This window comes from Sphingomonas sp. M6A6_1c (assembly GCF_053345135.1).
This window is the reverse complement of record NZ_JBKEZO010000003.1, coordinates 398,035-412,699: the sequence shown is the minus strand read 5'-3', so window position 1 is coordinate 412,699 and position 14,665 is coordinate 398,035. Positions and strand designations below refer to the sequence as shown.

The following is a 14,665-nucleotide window of genomic DNA, read 5'->3' as shown; positions in this document are numbered from 1 at the left end:
ATACCCCCGCGCGGCCCCGCCGGACAAACTCGTAATTGTCGTAATCGGCATCGCCCACTATCGGACGACGATGGCCGACCCGCGGATCATCGACGTGACGCTCGACGAGCACAGCATCGGCTGGCGCTCGGCCGACGTCGAGCAGGAGCGGCGGATCGCGATCTTCGACCTGCTGGAGGGCAATCATTTCGCGCCGCAGCGCGTCCATGCCGACGGCTATGCCGGCCCCTATCGCCTCACGCTCGAATCGGCGGAGGGACGGCTCGGCATCCACATCCACCGCGAGGATCACAGCCACCTCGAGACGCTGGTGCTCGCGCTCGGTCGCTTCCGCCGGTCGATCAAGGATTATTTCGCGATTTGCGATAGCTATTACCAGGCGATACGGGCCTCCACCCCGCAACAGATCGAGACCGTCGATATGGCCCGCCGCGCCGTCCACAACGAAGCCGCCGAAACGCTGCGCGAGCGGCTCGCCGGCAAGATCGAGGTCGATTTCGACACCGCCCGCCGTCTATTCACGCTGATCTGCGTACTGCACCTGCGCGGCTGATGGCGTCCTTCATCCTCAAGGCAGCCGGCGCACTCGTCGCGGCCGGGGCGATCGGCATCGGCGGCTGGAGCTTCGCGACCGGCTGGCATCCCGCCGCCAGCCAATATCCGCTGCAGGGCGTCGACCTGCCCGAAAACCCCGGCGCGATCGAATGGGGCACGGTGCGCGCGCGCGGCGCCGACTTCGCCTATCTCGTCGCCACCTCGGGCAGGGATCGCCGCGATCCGGGTTTCGAGGCGAATTGGTCCGCGGTGCCCGACGCGGGGCTGCGCCGCGGCGCGGTCCACCTCTATTCGCTGTGCCAGCCGGGCGCCGACCAGGCGAATGCGTTCAACGCCTTCGTGCCGCGCACTGCCGACGCCTTACCCGCCGCGGTCGACGTCGATTACCGCGCCGACTGCACCGCCCGCCCCGACCGTACCGACCTCGTCCGCGAGCTGCGCACCTTCATCACGATGGTCGAGACGCACACCCGCAAGCCGGTGCTGCTGCGCCTCAGCAAGCCCGTCGAATCGGAGTACACGATCTCGGCGGCGATCGAACGGCCGGTCTGGGCGACCGCCAATCTCTTCCCCCCCGCTTATGCCGCGCGTGCGTGGCGGATGTGGCGCGCGAGCGACATCCGCCGCATCGACGGTATCGAAGGCCCTGTGAACTGGGACGTCGTCGCACCATGACCCAAGACCCTGTCGACGTCCCCGCCCGCCTGATCGCCGCCGCGCGCGATGCCGCCCGCCACGCGCACGCGCCCTATTCGCGCTTCGCGGTCGGCGCGGCGCTGCTGATGACCGACGGCAGCCTGATCACCGGCGCCAATGTCGAAAATGCGAGCTACGGCCTGTCGCTCTGCGCCGAGACGGTGGCGATCGCCACCGCGAGCGCCGCCGGGCGGCTGCGCGAGGTCGTCGCGGTCGGGGTGATCGGCGGCGCGATGGACGCCGACGGCCGCGCCACCGGTACCGCTCCGGTCAGCCCCTGCGGACGCTGCCGCCAGGTGCTCAACGAAGCCGCGCAGCTCGGCGGCCGCGATCTCGCGGTGCATTGCGGCGGGGCGGAAGGCGACGCGATCTCCAGCTACCGGCTGTCGGAGCTTCTGCCGCACGCATTCGGGCCGGCGGATCTGGGGATCGGCTGAGCCCGACGCCCGCCTGACAGAAACTACTCCGGCGGGGGCCGGGGTTCAGTTGGGCGGGCCGTGGTAAGCTGTTTCCAGCCTTCACCCAACTGGCCCCGGCCTCCGCCGGGGTACATCGCGCATTTCGCAGACGGCCCAAGTGCCCCGTTGGTTAACCGATGAACTGCGCCATCATCGGCAATTGCACTTCGGCGCCGGCCGCCACACCCGCCGCGTCTTGGTCCGCACCGCCGGCCGCCGCGTATAGGTCACCGCATCCTCGAAGGTTTCGGTGGTCGTCGTCGTCACCACTGGCGCGCTCTGCACCACGACGGTGGTCGAGGACGCGCCCGGATAATAATAGCCGCCGCGATAATAGCCGGCGCTGCCGCTCGACGTCGTCACCGTCATCGTGCCGTCCGCCGAACGCCAGGCCTCCCCGCCCGGTGCGTAGCCAACCGGCGGCGGCGGCGCGCGATCCGGCGCGACCGGCACGTCATAGTCCCGGCGATAGGCCGGCGGCGGCGGTGGTGGCGGCGCGCGCCGATCCTCGGCACGATCGATGGCATAACCCGCCGCGGCGCCGACCCCGGCGCCGATCACCGTCCCGCCGAGGCGATTGCCGCGCCCGGCGATGACATTGCCGGCGACCCCGCCCGCCGCCGCGCCGATCACCGCACCGCCCAGGCCATCGTCGCGCCGCGCATAGCTGCGCGGCTCATAGCTGCGGTCGTCGTAACCGCGGTCGTCATAGCCGCGATCGTCCGGGGCATAGCCGCCGTCGCCATAGCCGTCCCAATCGATGCCGTCGCGCGTGTCGAACACCGACCCGCGCGCGTCGATCAGCACCGCATCGTCGTAATAGCGCACCCAATTGTAACCCGGCATGGGGCGGCTGAGCCCATAGCCCTGCCAATCGGTGATGTAGAAGCGCGGTGCGACCCAATAGCTCGGCAAGGCATAGCCGCGGAACGGCCGGCGATAGGCGCTCCAGCCGCCGGGCGCGTTGGCGCCGCCCCACCAGCGACCGCCGACCTTGCTGCCCCAGCGCGGCTGCCCCGCGGGCACGGCCACCGGCCGGCGATAGCCGCCGCGCGGTGCCTGCCACGATTGCATCGTCTTGGGCGGCGCCACGCCCACGACCGGCGCGGGATAGCCGGCGCCGGCGCGCTGGCCATCGGGGCCATGCGCGACCACGCGCTGTGCGTCTGCACCACCGGCGGCACCCAGCACCAGGCCGGCCGTCGCAATCCACCACGTCCGCATCGTCTTCTCCCTGCTGCCCGTACGCCGCCCCCGACGCCGACGGTTAACGTCACATTAGCAATCCACCTATCATTTCGCCTGCGGAGTCGCCAGACCGCCGGCAGTCCCGTTTCGGATCAAAGGGTTCGAGTCGCCAGCAGCGCCGCGAGCGCCTCGCAGCCGGCGGCATCCTCGGCGTCGAACCGCGCGGGTTCCGGACTGTCGAGATCGAGCACGCCGACCAGCACGCCATCGCGCACGATCGGCACCACCAGCTCGGACCGGCTCGCCGCGTCGCAGGCGATATGGCCGGGGAAGGCATGGACGTCCTCGACCAATTGCGTCGTCCGCGTCGCCGCCGCGGTGCCGCACACGCCCTTGCCGAGCGCGATGCGGATGCACGCCGCCTTGCCCTGGAACGGCCCGAGCACGAGCTCGTCACCAATAAGCCGGTAGAAGCCCGCCCAGTTGAGGTCCGGCAGATATTGCCAGATCAGCGCCGAGGCATTGGCCATGTTGGCGACGGCATCGGGCTCGTCCGCGGTCAGCGCATCGAGCGCGGACAGCAGGTCGCGGTACAGATCGGCCTTCGAGCCGGCGGAGATGTCGAACTGGTACATGCCGCGCGATGTAGGGGCGATGCGGTGGGACGCATATACCGAAGACCCAATTCCTCCCCCGCTACGGGAAGCGATCGCATATGGCCGGTCCTGTCGACACCGTTCTTTTTGAGCTTCTCCGTCACCCCGGACTCGTTCCGGGGTCCACTCTGCGGCGAGGAGAACGGCTTCCGGGGTCTACCGATCCCCAGCGGCTCGGTAGACCCCGGAACGAGTCCGGGGTGACGTGGCTGATGAGGAAGCCGGTCGATCCTCTCCGGGGTCACCAATATGCGAAAGCGACGGAGGACCTGCCCCCTATTCCACCCGCACCCGCCCGCGCCCGGCCTTCACCGAGCTGCGCCCCTTCTTCTCGTCCACCCGCCGTGCCTTGGCCGATTTGCTCGGCTTGGTCGGCCGCCGCTTCTTCGGGACGATCGTCGCCTCCTGGATCAGCGCGACAAGCCGTTCGCGTACTTCGCGCCGGTTCATCTCCTGCGAGCGGTTGCTCTCGCCGCGCAGCGTCAGCACGCCGTCCTTGCTGAGCCGCGATCCCGCCAGCACGCTCATCCGCGCCTTGACCAGATCGGGCAGGTTGGGCGAGCCCCAGACGTCGAAGCGCAGCAGCACCGCGCTGTCGGTGGTGTTGACGTGCTGCCCGCCCGGCCCCGACGACCGCGTGAAGCTCTCCTCCACCTCGCGTTCGTCGATCGCGATCGATCGCGTCACCTGGATCAGCGGCATCGCGCGCCGCCTAGTCCGCCGGCGTCGCCGACACGATCCCCGGCCATGGCCCGAACCGCTCGGGCAGCGGCGCCTCGGCGACGATCGGGTCCTTGTTGGCGCGCGGCACGGTCAGCGCCGCCGCATGCAGCATCATGCCGCCGGGTTCGCCCGCGCCATACACGGGATCGCCGACCACCGGCAGGCCGAGCCCGCTCGCGGCATGGACGCGGATCTGGTGCGTCCGCCCGGTCGTCGGCCGGAACTCGACCAAGGCATGATCGTCGCGGGTCGCGATCACCCGCCACGCGGTGCGCGACGCCTTGCCCTTGGGGTCCTCGACGATCCGCCAGCCCTCCTCGCGCGTGCTGGTCTTGCCGAGCGCCATCTCGATGACACCCTCGCTCTCGGCGGGTATGCCGGAGAGGATCGCAAGATAGCGCTTCTCCACCTCGCCACGCTCGAACGCCTGCTGGAAGCGCGCCTGCGCCTTGGGATTGCGCGACAGCAGGAGGCAGCCGCTGGTGTCGCGGTCGAGCCGGTGCACCGCCGTGGGCCAGCGCTGAAAGCCGAACTTCAGCGAATCGAGGTGATTCTCCAGACTGAGGGAGCCGTCGCGCGGTTTGTCGACCGGCAAGCCCGCGGGCTTGTCGATGACCAGAGCCTCGCCGTCGATGAACAATACGCGGTCGCCATGCATGAGAAACGCCTTGCCACTCCCTGCTCGTCCGCGCCAGAGGCGCGCGATGCGCAGTGCCGCTCTTCTGCTCGCCCCTTTGGCCCTCGCCGCCCCCGCGACCGCGCAGGTCTGCGCCGGCGCCTCGGCGACCATGGCGAGCGACGGCCGCGTTTACGGCCACCTTCCCTACGGCGACGCGCCGCCCGACGAGCTGGTGCCGGCGCCGGCGGGCTTCGCGCTCAACGGCTGCATGCTCCGCCGCGACGCCATCTCCGATCTCGAACGGCTGCTCGCCGCCGCGCAGGGCGATCCGGCGGTGATGGGGCAGCTGCGCGCCCTGTCGTGCCACCGGTCGATCATCCGCCAGGCGAGCGTCTTCTGCCGCGAACATCCCGATGCCGGTGGCGATCCCGACGCGACCCGCGCCATCTCCGTCGCGCCGCCCGGACACAGCGAACATTCGACCGGCTATGCGCTCGACTTCGCCGTCCGCCCCGCCAACGGCTGCCCCGATGCCGAGGCGTGCATGGCGGCGACGCCGGCGGCGCGCTGGCTGGTCGCCAACGCGCCGCGCTTCGGCTTCGAAATGTCCTTTCCCGGCGGCAACAAGCAGAATGTGAAATGGGAGCCGTGGCATTGGCGCTGGGTCGGCACCAGCGCGACCGCCCCCGGTGCCGCCCGCGCGCGCTTCATCTTCGCCAAGGCACGCGCGCAATTTCCCGCCAATCCGGGGGTTGATGCGGTACGGACCATCGCCAAGGTCGTGCCGATCGTCTATGTCGCCTTACCGGCCTGGCCTGCGCCGGACCTCAAGAAGAAGAAGCGTCGCCGCTGACGCACCAGGAGGGTCCATGTTCGTCGACTTCCGCGACCAAGTGCCTCCCCCCCGCTGGGAACCCAAGCCGCCGCCACCGCGCCGCCTGACCCCGCGCCAACGCAAGACGATGGAAGTGGTGGTCGGCTTCAACCTCGTGATGCTGCTGGTAGCGCCGCTCGGCGGCGCCACCATCCTGCAAGCGATCGGCGCGCTGCTCCGCTAGATCCGGCTGTCGCGAGCGCTCGGTAGAACGCCCCCTGTTCCCCGGCGAAGGCCGGAGTACGACCTTAGAGTGTCGCGGGCCGACCTCGAAGGGCGTCCCGCTATTGCCGGATATATCGGAAATACCACACTTCGTGCCCCTGCCGCCGCGCCTTGCGTTCGTAGCGCGTCTCCGGCCAGTCGTCGGGCCGGGTCAGGAAGTCCGCCGGCGTCCGCGCCGTCCAGACGAAGTCGCGGCGCTGGTTCATGATCATCATCGCCCAGCGACAATAGGTCGGATCGTCGGTGCCGAGCCGGAATTCGGCGCCCGGCTTCAGCTTGGCGGCGATCGCGTCGAGCGGGCCGTGGTTGATCATCCGCCGCTTGGCGTGGCGCGCCTTCGGCCAGGGATCGGGGTGGAGCAGATAGACGCGGCTGAGGCTGGCATCGGGCAGCCGCTCGACCACCTCGAGCGCATCGCCCATGTGCAGCCGCACGTTGGTGAGGCCGCCGTCGCGGATATGACCGAGCGCGCCGACGACGCCGTTGAGGAACGGCTCGCAACCGATGAACCCGGTCTCGGGCCGCATCGTCGCCTGACCCGCGAGATGCTCGCCTGCGCCGAAGCCGATCTCCAGCTCCAGCGGGCGCTCTTGCCCTTCGGCGTCGCCGAACAGCACCCGCGCGTCGAGCGGCCCCGCTTCCGGCACGCTCAGCGGCGCCAGCGTCTCCTCGACCAGCGCGGCCTGGCCGATACGCAGCTTATGGCCCTGACGACGGCCGTAGAGGCGGCGGATGGTGGCGGGATCGTTCATGGTGGCGCGCCCTAGAACACAAACCGCGACAGGGAAACGCCGCAATCGCCCACACCGCGCGGAGCAAAGCGGGGCGGCGGTCCGTTGCACCGGCACATGACCGACGACGCCTCCGATGGCGACGGCCTCAAGGCCGCCGATGCCAAGACGCTCCACCGCACGGTACGCGAATCGGGTGAGGACGAGTTGCGCCGCCCGGCGCTGCAGCTCTTCTGGTCGGCGCTCGCCGCGGGCATCGCGATCAGCGTCTCGCTGCTCACCGAAGCCGCGCTCCATGCCGCCTTGCCCGACGCGCCGTGGCGCAAACTGGTCAGCGGCCTGGGCTATCCCATTGGGTTCATGGCGGTGATCCTGGGCCGGATGCAATTGTTCACCGAAAGCACGATCACCGCGATGCTGCCGCTAGTGACGCGGCCGTCGCGCTGGGCGCTGGCGCGTACGTTGCGGCTGTGGGGCATTGTCCTCGTCGCCAATCTGCTCGGCACCGCGCTTGCCGGGCTCGCGATCACCACCGGCGCGATGGGCAGCGACGCGATCCGCCACGCCGCACTCGCCATTTCGATGGGAATCACCGAATTGTCCGCCGGCCGGACCTTCATCAACGCGATTCCCGCCGGCTTCATGATCGCGATCCTCGCCTGGGCGCTGCCCAATGCCCGCAGCCAGAGCGTCGCGGTGATCTTCGCCTTCACCTATATACTGACGATCGCCGGCTTCAGCCATTCGATCGTCGGCTCCAGCGAGGCCTTCCTGCTGCTGTTCGCCGGCCAGACCGGCGTCGTCCAGACGCTGGCGGGGCTGATCGCGCCGGCGGTGCTCGGCAATCTCGTCGGCGGTGCCGGCATTTTCGCGGTACTCGCACACGGACAGGTACGCGGCCAATCGCCGCAGGGAGAAGAGCAGTGAGCAAGTCGGGATCGGGGGCGAAAACCGCCGCCAAGACGGTCGAACGGGCGGATCGCCAGTTGACCAACGAGGCGGCGGCGAAGCGCGATACGGCGCCGGTCCGCTTCGCCAGCTTCCTCGGCGAGGTCGCCGACCAGCCGCAACTGATCACCGCCTCGATCGCCACGATGGCGGCGGGGCTGGTCGGGCGGCGGCCCGACATGGTCCGCGGCGGCGCGCGGATGCTCGCCGCGCATCTCGTCGCCACCGGCGTCAAGAGCGCGATCAAACGCTCGATCGACCGCACCCGCCCCGCCAAGGCGATCGACGACGGCGACCATCGCTTCGAGGCCGGCGACAGTCACGATCACGACCTCAGCTCGTTCCCGTCGGGCCACACCGCCGGCGCGGTCGCAGTGGCGCGCGCGGTCTCGCGCGAGGTCGACGGCGCGGCGACCCCCGCCGCGCTCGGCGTCGCCGCGGTCGCCGCGATCCAGCCGGTCGCCGGCAACCATTATCTCTCCGACGTGCTCGTCGGCGGCGTGATCGGCTGGGTATCGGAAGCCTTGGTCGATGCGCTGTTCAACCGCGTCGTGCCGCCGTCCGCCAGCCGGAAAGAACCACTTCAGGGATAGTTGTATTGGGTTTCCTGTGGAGCCCATGATAGATAACCGATACGGCAGCGTTATGAACACCCCTCCCGAACCCTCGCGCGAAAAGCGCAATAGCGTCATCGTCCGCGCCGCGGTCAGTGTGCCCGATGGTTCGCCGGTCGAGCGCCGGGTGCGCAATCTGTCGCGCTCGGGCGCCTGCATCGAGAATGCGGGCGACTTCGCCACCGGCATGCTGCTGCGGCTGGAGATGGGTCATATCACCGAGCTGACCGGCGAGGTCGTCTGGGTGAAGGACCGGCTCGCCGGCGTCCGCTTCGCCGAACCGATCGACCTCGACGAAGCGCGCAAACCGCGCGGCGTCGGCGCGGTGCCCAAGGCCGGCTGGATGGCCGATATCAACGACGCGTATCGGCGATAAGGCGGCGGCGCGCCCGGCGCGCGCCGGCACCGCGCGCTATTTGCCCCGATAAGAAAACACCCTCCCGCGTCCAGCGACGCGGGAGGGTGCCGATCATGCAAGTCGGATCGGACGGATCAGGCGACCGCCGCCTTCAGCCGGTCGACCAGATCGGTCTTTTCCCAGGTGAACAGATCGCCCTCGGGCTCGCGGCCGAAGTGACCATAAGCCGCCGACTTGACGTAGATCGGCGCATTGAGCTTGAGATGCTGGCGAATGCCCTTGGGGGTCAGGCGAACGAGCTGCGGCAGCACCTGCTCCAGCTTCGCCTCGTCGACCGTACCCGTGCCATGCGTATCGACATAGACCGACAGCGGCTCGGCAATGCCGATCGCATAGCTGAGCTGGATCGTGCAGCGCTTGGCGAGACCCGCCGCGACGACGTTCTTGGCAAGATACCGCGCGACGTACGCCGCCGAACGGTCGACCTTCGTGGGGTCCTTGCCGCTGAACGCGCCGCCGCCGTGGGGGGCGGCGCCGCCGTAGGTGTCGACGATGATCTTGCGGCCGGTGACGCCCGCGTCGCCGTCGGGACCACCGATCTCGAACGCGCCGGTCGGGTTGATATACACCTTGGTCTCGTCGGTGACGAAGCCCTCGGGCAGCGTGCTGGTCAGCACGCCGGTGACGTAATCCTTGAGCACGTCATATTTGGCGGCATCGGCATTGTCGCCCTGCAAGCAATAGCCCGCCTTGTGCTGCGTCGAGACGACCAGCGCCACCGCACGCGTCGGCACGCCATTCTCGTATTGCAGCGTCACCTGGCTCTTGGCGTCGGGTTCGAGGAACGGCGCCTTGCCGGAATGGCGGTCTGCCGCCATCGTCTCGAGGATCTTGTGACTGTAATAGAGCGTCGCCGGCATCAGGCCCGGCGTCTCGTCGGTCGCATAGCCGAACATGATGCCCTGGTCGCCCGCGCCCTCGTCCTTGTTCGAACCCTCGTCGACGCCCATCGCGATTTCCGCCGACTGGCCGTGGAGGTTGTTCTCGAAGGTGAAGCTTTCCCAGTGGAAGCCCGACTGTTCGTAGCCGATCCGCTTCACCGTGGCGCGCACCGCGGCCTCGATCTCGGCGAGCGCGCCCTCGGCCCAGGCGCCGTTCTCGTACACGCCCTTGCAGCGGATTTCGCCCGCCAGCACGACGAGGTTGGTGGTGGTCAGCGTCTCGCAAGCGATACGCGCCTCCGCATCCTTGGACAGGAACAGATCGACGATCGTGTCGCTGATCTGGTCGGCGACCTTGTCGGGATGGCCTTCGGAAACGGACTCGGACGTGAAGATATAGCTGCTGCGCATCACTGCCTCATAACGATATAAAGATGCCTTTATATGTCGCTCCTACCGCGCGCGGCGGCGGATGGCAATCGCCGCCGCCGCGAAGACCAATGCCACGATCAACGCCGCCCAATTCCCCAAGCGACTGAACACTGTAGGCGGCAGCGCCGGCGGCATCGGCAGCTCGATGGCGCCCGCGGTCTCGTGCGGGACGGTGGCGAGCAGCCGTCCGTCGGCGGCGATCACCGCCGAAATCCCGGTCGGAGTCGAGCGGACGATCGGCAGCCCTTCCTCGATCGCGCGCATCCGCGCCTGCGCGAGATGCTGCGGCGGCCCCCAGCGGCCGAACCACGCATCGGTCGACGGGTTGAAGAGGATCGCCGGCCGATGCACCTCGTCGACGGTGCGCCCCGAGAAGATGATCTCGTAGCAGATCTGGAAGCCGATCGCGCCGAAACCGGGGATCGTCAGCGTCCGCGGGCCGGGGCCGTCGTCGAAGTCGAAATCGCCCGGCACCAGCCGCGCGAGGCCGAGCGGCTTGAGCAGCCACGGCATCGGCAGATATTCGCCGAACGGCACCAGATGCGCCTTGTCGTAGCGGCCGACGATGCGCGCGCGGGCATCGAGCGCGAACACCGAATTGGACGCGCCCGCGACATCGCCCTTGGTGTCGAAGCGCAGCGGCGTATGGCCGGTCATCAGCACGTCGCGCGGGCCGAGCAGCCGCGCCAGCCGCCAGCGGTTGAACAGCGGGCTTTGGCCGAAATAGATCCAGCGCGGATAGCCGCTTTCCAGGTAGTCGCGGATCACCCCCTCGGGCCACAGCACCAGCCGCGGCCGCGGCCCGGGCGTCCCCGACTGGCGGATCAGCGCGGCGAGCATCACCTCCTGATCGCCCTCGCCGCGCGCGTCCTGCCCGACATTGGGCTGGACGACGCGCAGTAGCGGCGCATCACGCCGTGCGGGGGGCGCCTGCGTCCACGGCGCCGACACCGCGGCGAGCACCAGCACCGCCGCCAGCCCAGCCGGCACGCGCCAGCGCCGCTGCGGCAACAGCAGCAAAGACACCGCGGCCACCACCGTCACGCCCGACAGCGCATAGGTCCCGATCCACGCCGACAGCCGCGCGACGCCGATCACCGGCAGCCAGATCACGCCGATCGGGTCCCAGGCATAGCCGCTGAACAGGACGCTGCGCAGATATTCGCTGGCGATCCACGCCGCCGCGAAGACCAGCGCATAGCCCGCGTTGGGCCGCTCGCCGCGGCCGAAGCGCCAGCCGATCCCGGCGGCGGCCATCGGAAAGATCGCCAGATACAGCGCCAGCCCGACCGCGGCAAAATAGCCTAGCACCGGCGGCATCTTGTCCTGAAAGTCGAAGGCGTGCTGGAACCAGTTGTTGTTGATCGTGAAATGCCCGACGCCCCAGCACCAGCCGAGCCACAAGGCCCGCCGGCCGGTGTCGGCGCGCTGGACGAGCGCGGCGAGCCCGGCGAGCCCGACCAGCGTCAACGGCCAAAGCTGCAACGGCGCGAACCCCGTCGCGGCGATCGCCCCGAGGATCAGCGCGACGAGGGCGGGACGGCGGGAAAGAAAGGCGGGCATGCGGCGCCGTGTAGCGCGCGCCAAACCCGATGTCCTCCCCCGCTTGGAAGTGGCTCGCATGCCCGCGGGCCCTCTTTCAGTCCAGACACATTTGAGGTGACGACATAACGGCAAACCGTTGAATTCCTCCCCCGCCAGGGGGAGGTGGCGCGCCCGCAGGGCGTGACGGAGGGGGAGGAAAGGGCAGAGTTCGCCATCACGGCTCGCCGTGCCCTCCCCCTCCACCATTCGGCTGACGCCGAACGGTCCCCCTCCCCCTGGCGGGGGAGGAATTGCGGTAGCGCCAGACACCACCGTCCCCTACCTTCGCGCCATGTCCCTACGCCCCTTCCACCTCGCTTTTCCGGTCCACGATCTCGCCGCGGCGCGCGTCTTCTACGGCGGCGTGCTCGGTTGCCCGGAGGGCCGCTCCAGCGACCAATGGATCGACTTCGACCTGTTCGGCCATCAGATCGTCGCGCATCTCGACCCCGCCGCCCGCGCCGTGCAGGTCGCCAACGAAGTCGACGGCCACCACGTCCCCGTCCCCCATTTCGGCGTCGTCCTCACCATGGCCGACTGGCAGGCGCTCAGCGAGCGCGTCGCCGCCGCCGGCGTGCGCTTCGGGATCGAGCCGCACGTCCGCTTCCGCGGCGAGGCGGGCGAGCAGGCGACGATGTTCTTCTCGGACCCATCGGGCAACGCGCTCGAGTTCAAGGCGTTCGGGGACGATGCGATGCTGTTCGCCACGACGAAGGATCCCCAATGAGCGCCCCGATCGAACTCAACATCCCCCATCAGCTCGGCAAGACCGCGGTGCGCGAGCGGCTCGACGGCGGCATCGGCAAGATCGGCCGGCTGATCCCCGGCGGCGCGCAGGTCGAGCATCGCTGGGAGGGCGATACGATGCATTTCACCGTCGGCGCGATGGGCCAGTCGATCGGCTGCCGCGCGACCGTGTCGGACAGCAACGTCCATGCGATCGTCGACCTACCCGGTTTCCTCGGCCTGTTCGCCGGCAAGATCCGCGACGTGATCCAGCAGGAAGCCCCGAAACTGCTCCAGTAAATTCCTCCCCGGCACGGGGAGGTGGCGCGCCCGTAGGGCGTGACGGAGGGGGGGCCTCTACAAACGCCAGTTCCGGTGGAAGCCCCCCACCACCACCGCGTTGCACGCGGCGGTCCCCCTCCCCGTACCGGGGAGGAATTAGGTGCTACCCCATGTGCCGCTTGTCGAGCTTCCGCGCCAGCGTCCGCCGGTGCATCCCCAGCCGCCGCGCCGCCTCGGAGATGTTGAAGTCCGCGTCCGCCAGCGTCTGGTGGATATGCTCCCATTCCAGCGTCTTGATCGAGGTCGGCGGCGCCGCGGCGATCGTCGCGCCGGCATCGCCGTCGATCCGCGCGAACGCCGCTTCGATATCGTCGGTATTGGCCGGCTTGGTCAGATAGTTGGTCGCGCCGAGCTTGATCGCCTCGACCGCGGTTGCGATGCTGGCGAAGCCGGTCAGCACGACGATCTTGATGCCCGGATCGATGCCGTGGATCGCAGCTACACAGGTCAGTCCCGACGCACCGCCCAGCCGCAGGTCGACCACCGCATGATCGGGCTTGAAGTCGGTCACCGCCGCCTCCAGCCCGTCGGGCCCCGGCAGCATCGTCACCGCATAGCCGCGCCGCTCGAACGAGCGCCCCAGCGTCCGCGCGAAATTGGCGTCGTCCTCGACGATCAGCAGCCGTCGCCCGCTCATGCTCCCTCCTCCAACGCCAGCGCCGCCATCGGCAGCCGCAGCACCATCTCCGCCCCGCCCGCGATGTTGCGCGCCGCCAGCGTGCCGCCAAGCGTCCGCAGCACGTTGGTGGCGAGGAACAGCCCAAGCCCCGCGCCGCGCCGTTCCTTGCTGGTGTTATAGGGCTTGCCGATCCCGGCAAGCACCGCCGGCGGAAAGCCGCTGCCATCGTCGCGCACGGTCAGCACGATCGTCTCTTCCGCCACCGTCGCAGTCAGCGTGATCGCCGATGCGCCCGCCTCCGCGGCATTGTCGAGCAGATTGGTGAGCGCCTGCCCCAATGCGCGGTCGGAAACGATCGGCCGATCCTCGCCGATCCGATCCTCGAACGTCACCGTCCCCGGCCAGACCGCGACGATCCCCGACAGGAAGCGGCGCAGCGTGGTGCGTTCGGGCGCCTCGCCGGTCACCTCGCCCGCGGCGAACAGGATGCCCGACACGATCGTCTTGCAGCGCATCACCTCCGCCTGCATCTCGTCGACCTCGGCCGCGAGGCGCGGTTCGGTGCGGATCGCCGCCTCGCTCTTCCAGTCGCCGAGCAGCACGAGGATCGACGACAGCGGCGTGCCGAGTTCATGCGCCGCGCCGCTCGCGAGCAGGCCCATGCGGACGATATGATCCTCCTCGGCCGCACGCTGGCGCATCGTGGCGAGATGCGCGTCGCGGCTGCGCAGATTGGCGGCGATGCGCGTCACGAACAGCACCAGCAGCACCGCGGCGAGCACGAAATTGGCCCATAGCCCGATGACGTAGACCGGCGACAGATGCGTCGCGAACCCCGCCGGCACCGCCAGCGGCGGGCTGAGCAACGCGACCAGCGCGAGCGCCACGGAGGTCAGCCCGACCAGCGCCCAGCTCGTCCAGGCATGGAGCAGCACCGCGCCCATGACGACCTGCAACAGATACAGCGACACGAACGGATTGGATGCCCCGCCGCTGAGATAAAGCTGCACCGACAGCGCGACGACATCGCAGGCGAGCGAGCCGAACAACTGGAAATTAGTCACCGGCCAATGCGGATGCCCCAGCCACGTGATGACGTTGAGCATGACGAGCGCCGCGAGCACCACCCCCATCGCGACGATCGGCAGGCGGATGCCGAGCCCGTAATGGACGATCAGGATCGCCGCGAGCTGCCCGCCGACCGCCATCCAGCGCAGCAACACCAGCAACCGCATGTTGCGCGCCGCGGCATCCTCGGGCGCGGGCGGCGGCAAACGGGGCGGCTGGGTCGGCATCGTCAGAGATGTAGGCGCGTTTGCGGCGGAGCGCCACGCGCGGGGCAGCGGGGTAGGTACAGCCATCCAGCCAGCACGGTG

The 14,665-nt window shown here is 69.3% G+C and carries 19 protein-coding genes; 10 read left to right on the top strand and 9 right to left on the bottom strand.

Annotated elements, in window-relative coordinates; genetic code table 11:
- Nucleotides 1-70 precede the first annotated feature (70 nt).
- Genes ACLBWH_RS08025 through ACLBWH_RS08015 form a run of 3 tightly spaced genes read left to right on the top strand, consistent with a single transcriptional unit; the run spans nucleotide 71 to nucleotide 1,688 of the window.
- Nucleotides 71-553, top strand: coding sequence for a UPF0262 family protein (locus tag ACLBWH_RS08025; RefSeq protein WP_322848873.1), 483 nt, complete (start codon nucleotides 71-73; stop codon nucleotides 551-553).
- Nucleotides 553-1,230 carry a GH25 family lysozyme gene (locus tag ACLBWH_RS08020; protein ID WP_447798049.1) on the top strand — a complete coding sequence of 226 codons (678 nt, stop codon included), beginning with the start codon at nucleotides 553-555 and terminating at the stop codon, nucleotides 1,228-1,230. Before ACLBWH_RS08025 ends, ACLBWH_RS08020 begins: the two co-directional genes overlap by 1 nt.
- Entirely contained in the window at nucleotides 1,227-1,688 is a 462-nt protein-coding gene (locus ACLBWH_RS08015; RefSeq protein ID WP_447798048.1) for a cytidine deaminase, read from the top strand. Before ACLBWH_RS08020 ends, ACLBWH_RS08015 begins: the two co-directional genes overlap by 4 nt.
- A gap of 171 nt (nucleotides 1,689-1,859) precedes the next feature.
- Here the strand turns inward: ACLBWH_RS08015 and ACLBWH_RS08010 are convergent, their stop codons facing one another.
- From ACLBWH_RS08010 to ACLBWH_RS07995, 4 genes are all read right to left on the bottom strand, one after another.
- A complete protein-coding gene (locus ACLBWH_RS08010; protein WP_447798046.1) occupies nucleotides 1,860-2,933 on the bottom strand; it encodes an RcnB family protein in 1,074 nt (357 codons plus the stop codon).
- 116 nt (nucleotides 2,934-3,049) lie between these two features.
- On the bottom strand, nucleotides 3,050-3,532 hold the full coding sequence (locus ACLBWH_RS08005) for a GAF domain-containing protein (protein ID WP_447798045.1): 483 nt from the start codon (nucleotides 3,530-3,532) through the stop codon (nucleotides 3,050-3,052).
- 297 nt (nucleotides 3,533-3,829) lie between these two features.
- Nucleotides 3,830-4,255: an alternative ribosome rescue aminoacyl-tRNA hydrolase ArfB gene (arfB, locus tag ACLBWH_RS08000; protein WP_137897933.1), complete on the bottom strand. Its 426-nt coding sequence runs from the start codon at nucleotides 4,253-4,255 to the stop codon at nucleotides 3,830-3,832.
- Between the two features lie 10 nt (nucleotides 4,256-4,265).
- Nucleotides 4,266-4,934 carry an RluA family pseudouridine synthase gene (locus ACLBWH_RS07995; RefSeq protein ID WP_322848867.1) on the bottom strand — a complete coding sequence of 223 codons (669 nt, stop codon included), beginning with the start codon at nucleotides 4,932-4,934 and terminating at the stop codon, nucleotides 4,266-4,268.
- Nucleotides 4,935-4,980: 46 nt separating this feature from the next.
- On the opposite strand from ACLBWH_RS07995, the gene ACLBWH_RS07990 reads away from it, so the two are divergent.
- On the top strand, nucleotides 4,981-5,748 hold the full coding sequence (locus tag ACLBWH_RS07990; protein ID WP_322848866.1) for a M15 family metallopeptidase: 768 nt from the start codon (nucleotides 4,981-4,983) through the stop codon (nucleotides 5,746-5,748).
- Nucleotides 5,749-5,764: 16 nt separating this feature from the next.
- Complete coding sequence (locus tag ACLBWH_RS07985; protein ID WP_322848865.1) at nucleotides 5,765-5,953, top strand: hypothetical protein; 189 nt, start codon at nucleotides 5,765-5,767, stop codon at nucleotides 5,951-5,953.
- A 100-nt stretch (nucleotides 5,954-6,053) separates the two neighbouring features.
- Here the strand turns inward: ACLBWH_RS07985 and trmB are convergent, their stop codons facing one another.
- The gene (gene trmB / locus ACLBWH_RS07980; RefSeq protein ID WP_447798043.1) at nucleotides 6,054-6,746 is read right to left on the bottom strand and encodes a tRNA (guanosine(46)-N7)-methyltransferase TrmB; all 693 of its coding nucleotides are present in this window, start codon (nucleotides 6,744-6,746) and stop codon (nucleotides 6,054-6,056) included.
- Nucleotides 6,747-6,842: 96 nt separating this feature from the next.
- Here trmB and ACLBWH_RS07975 point away from each other — a divergent pair, with 96 nt between their 5' ends.
- From ACLBWH_RS07975 to ACLBWH_RS07965, 3 genes are read left to right on the top strand one after another with little or no spacing between them, the layout of a single operon-like run.
- Nucleotides 6,843-7,652: a formate/nitrite transporter family protein gene (locus ACLBWH_RS07975; protein WP_447798041.1), complete on the top strand. Its 810-nt coding sequence runs from the start codon at nucleotides 6,843-6,845 to the stop codon at nucleotides 7,650-7,652.
- Nucleotides 7,649-8,266 (top strand): phosphatase PAP2 family protein, encoded by a 618-nt coding sequence (locus tag ACLBWH_RS07970; protein ID WP_447798039.1) that lies wholly within the window; start codon nucleotides 7,649-7,651, stop codon nucleotides 8,264-8,266. The genes ACLBWH_RS07975 and ACLBWH_RS07970 overlap by 4 nt, the downstream gene beginning before the upstream one ends.
- 52 nt (nucleotides 8,267-8,318) lie before the next feature.
- The gene (locus tag ACLBWH_RS07965; protein ID WP_447798037.1) at nucleotides 8,319-8,663 is read left to right on the top strand and encodes a PilZ domain-containing protein; all 345 of its coding nucleotides are present in this window, start codon (nucleotides 8,319-8,321) and stop codon (nucleotides 8,661-8,663) included.
- A 116-nt stretch (nucleotides 8,664-8,779) separates the two neighbouring features.
- On the opposite strand, the gene metK is transcribed toward ACLBWH_RS07965, so the two are convergent.
- Both metK and lnt read right to left on the bottom strand, forming a co-directional pair.
- Entirely contained in the window at nucleotides 8,780-9,997 is a 1,218-nt protein-coding gene (gene metK, locus ACLBWH_RS07960) for a methionine adenosyltransferase (protein WP_322848860.1), read from the bottom strand.
- A gap of 42 nt (nucleotides 9,998-10,039) precedes the next feature.
- A complete protein-coding gene (gene lnt / locus ACLBWH_RS07955; RefSeq protein ID WP_447798036.1) occupies nucleotides 10,040-11,581 on the bottom strand; it encodes an apolipoprotein N-acyltransferase in 1,542 nt (513 codons plus the stop codon).
- A gap of 313 nt (nucleotides 11,582-11,894) precedes the next feature.
- Between lnt and ACLBWH_RS07950 the strand changes: the two genes are divergently transcribed.
- A complete protein-coding gene (locus tag ACLBWH_RS07950) occupies nucleotides 11,895-12,329 on the top strand; it encodes a VOC family protein (RefSeq protein ID WP_447798034.1) in 435 nt (144 codons plus the stop codon).
- On the top strand, nucleotides 12,326-12,628 hold the full coding sequence (locus ACLBWH_RS07945; protein ID WP_447798032.1) for a polyhydroxyalkanoic acid system family protein: 303 nt from the start codon (nucleotides 12,326-12,328) through the stop codon (nucleotides 12,626-12,628). The genes ACLBWH_RS07950 and ACLBWH_RS07945 overlap by 4 nt, the downstream gene beginning before the upstream one ends.
- Before the next feature lie 145 nt (nucleotides 12,629-12,773).
- Here ACLBWH_RS07945 and ACLBWH_RS07940 read toward each other — a convergent pair whose 3' ends face one another.
- Nucleotides 12,774-13,307 (bottom strand): response regulator transcription factor, encoded by a 534-nt coding sequence (locus ACLBWH_RS07940; RefSeq protein WP_322848856.1) that lies wholly within the window; start codon nucleotides 13,305-13,307, stop codon nucleotides 12,774-12,776.
- Nucleotides 13,304-14,584 carry an ATP-binding protein gene (locus tag ACLBWH_RS07935; protein WP_322848855.1) on the bottom strand — a complete coding sequence of 427 codons (1,281 nt, stop codon included), beginning with the start codon at nucleotides 14,582-14,584 and terminating at the stop codon, nucleotides 13,304-13,306. The genes ACLBWH_RS07940 and ACLBWH_RS07935 overlap by 4 nt, the downstream gene beginning before the upstream one ends.
- Between the last annotated feature and the right edge of the window lie 81 nt (nucleotides 14,585-14,665).

Bases quoted from the DNA above. Each gene is read 5' to 3' on its own strand.
- ACLBWH_RS08025 (WP_322848873.1), top strand. From the start codon at position 71: ATGGCCGACCCGCGGATCATCGACGTGACGCTCGACGAGCACAGCATC.
- ACLBWH_RS07945 (WP_447798032.1), top strand. From the start codon at position 12,326: ATGAGCGCCCCGATCGAACTCAACATCCCCCATCAGCTCGGCAAGACC.
- ACLBWH_RS07935 (WP_322848855.1), bottom strand. From the start codon at position 14,584: ATGCCGACCCAGCCGCCCCGTTTGCCGCCGCCCGCGCCCGAGGATGCC.
- arfB (WP_137897933.1), bottom strand. From the start codon at position 4,255: ATGCCGCTGATCCAGGTGACGCGATCGATCGCGATCGACGAACGCGAG.
- ACLBWH_RS07965 (WP_447798037.1), top strand. From the start codon at position 8,319: ATGAACACCCCTCCCGAACCCTCGCGCGAAAAGCGCAATAGCGTCATC.
- ACLBWH_RS07950 (WP_447798034.1), top strand. From the start codon at position 11,895: ATGTCCCTACGCCCCTTCCACCTCGCTTTTCCGGTCCACGATCTCGCC.
- lnt (WP_447798036.1), bottom strand. From the start codon at position 11,581: ATGCCCGCCTTTCTTTCCCGCCGTCCCGCCCTCGTCGCGCTGATCCTC.
- ACLBWH_RS08015 (WP_447798048.1), top strand. From the start codon at position 1,227: ATGACCCAAGACCCTGTCGACGTCCCCGCCCGCCTGATCGCCGCCGCG.
- ACLBWH_RS07985 (WP_322848865.1), top strand. From the start codon at position 5,765: ATGTTCGTCGACTTCCGCGACCAAGTGCCTCCCCCCCGCTGGGAACCC.
- ACLBWH_RS07995 (WP_322848867.1), bottom strand. From the start codon at position 4,934: ATGCATGGCGACCGCGTATTGTTCATCGACGGCGAGGCTCTGGTCATC.
- ACLBWH_RS08020 (WP_447798049.1), top strand. From the start codon at position 553: ATGGCGTCCTTCATCCTCAAGGCAGCCGGCGCACTCGTCGCGGCCGGG.
- ACLBWH_RS07940 (WP_322848856.1), bottom strand. From the start codon at position 13,307: ATGAGCGGGCGACGGCTGCTGATCGTCGAGGACGACGCCAATTTCGCG.
- trmB (WP_447798043.1), bottom strand. From the start codon at position 6,746: ATGAACGATCCCGCCACCATCCGCCGCCTCTACGGCCGTCGTCAGGGC.
- metK (WP_322848860.1), bottom strand. From the start codon at position 9,997: ATGCGCAGCAGCTATATCTTCACGTCCGAGTCCGTTTCCGAAGGCCAT.
- ACLBWH_RS08010 (WP_447798046.1), bottom strand. From the start codon at position 2,933: ATGCGGACGTGGTGGATTGCGACGGCCGGCCTGGTGCTGGGTGCCGCC.
- ACLBWH_RS07975 (WP_447798041.1), top strand. From the start codon at position 6,843: ATGACCGACGACGCCTCCGATGGCGACGGCCTCAAGGCCGCCGATGCC.
- ACLBWH_RS08005 (WP_447798045.1), bottom strand. From the start codon at position 3,532: ATGTACCAGTTCGACATCTCCGCCGGCTCGAAGGCCGATCTGTACCGC.
- ACLBWH_RS07990 (WP_322848866.1), top strand. From the start codon at position 4,981: ATGCGCAGTGCCGCTCTTCTGCTCGCCCCTTTGGCCCTCGCCGCCCCC.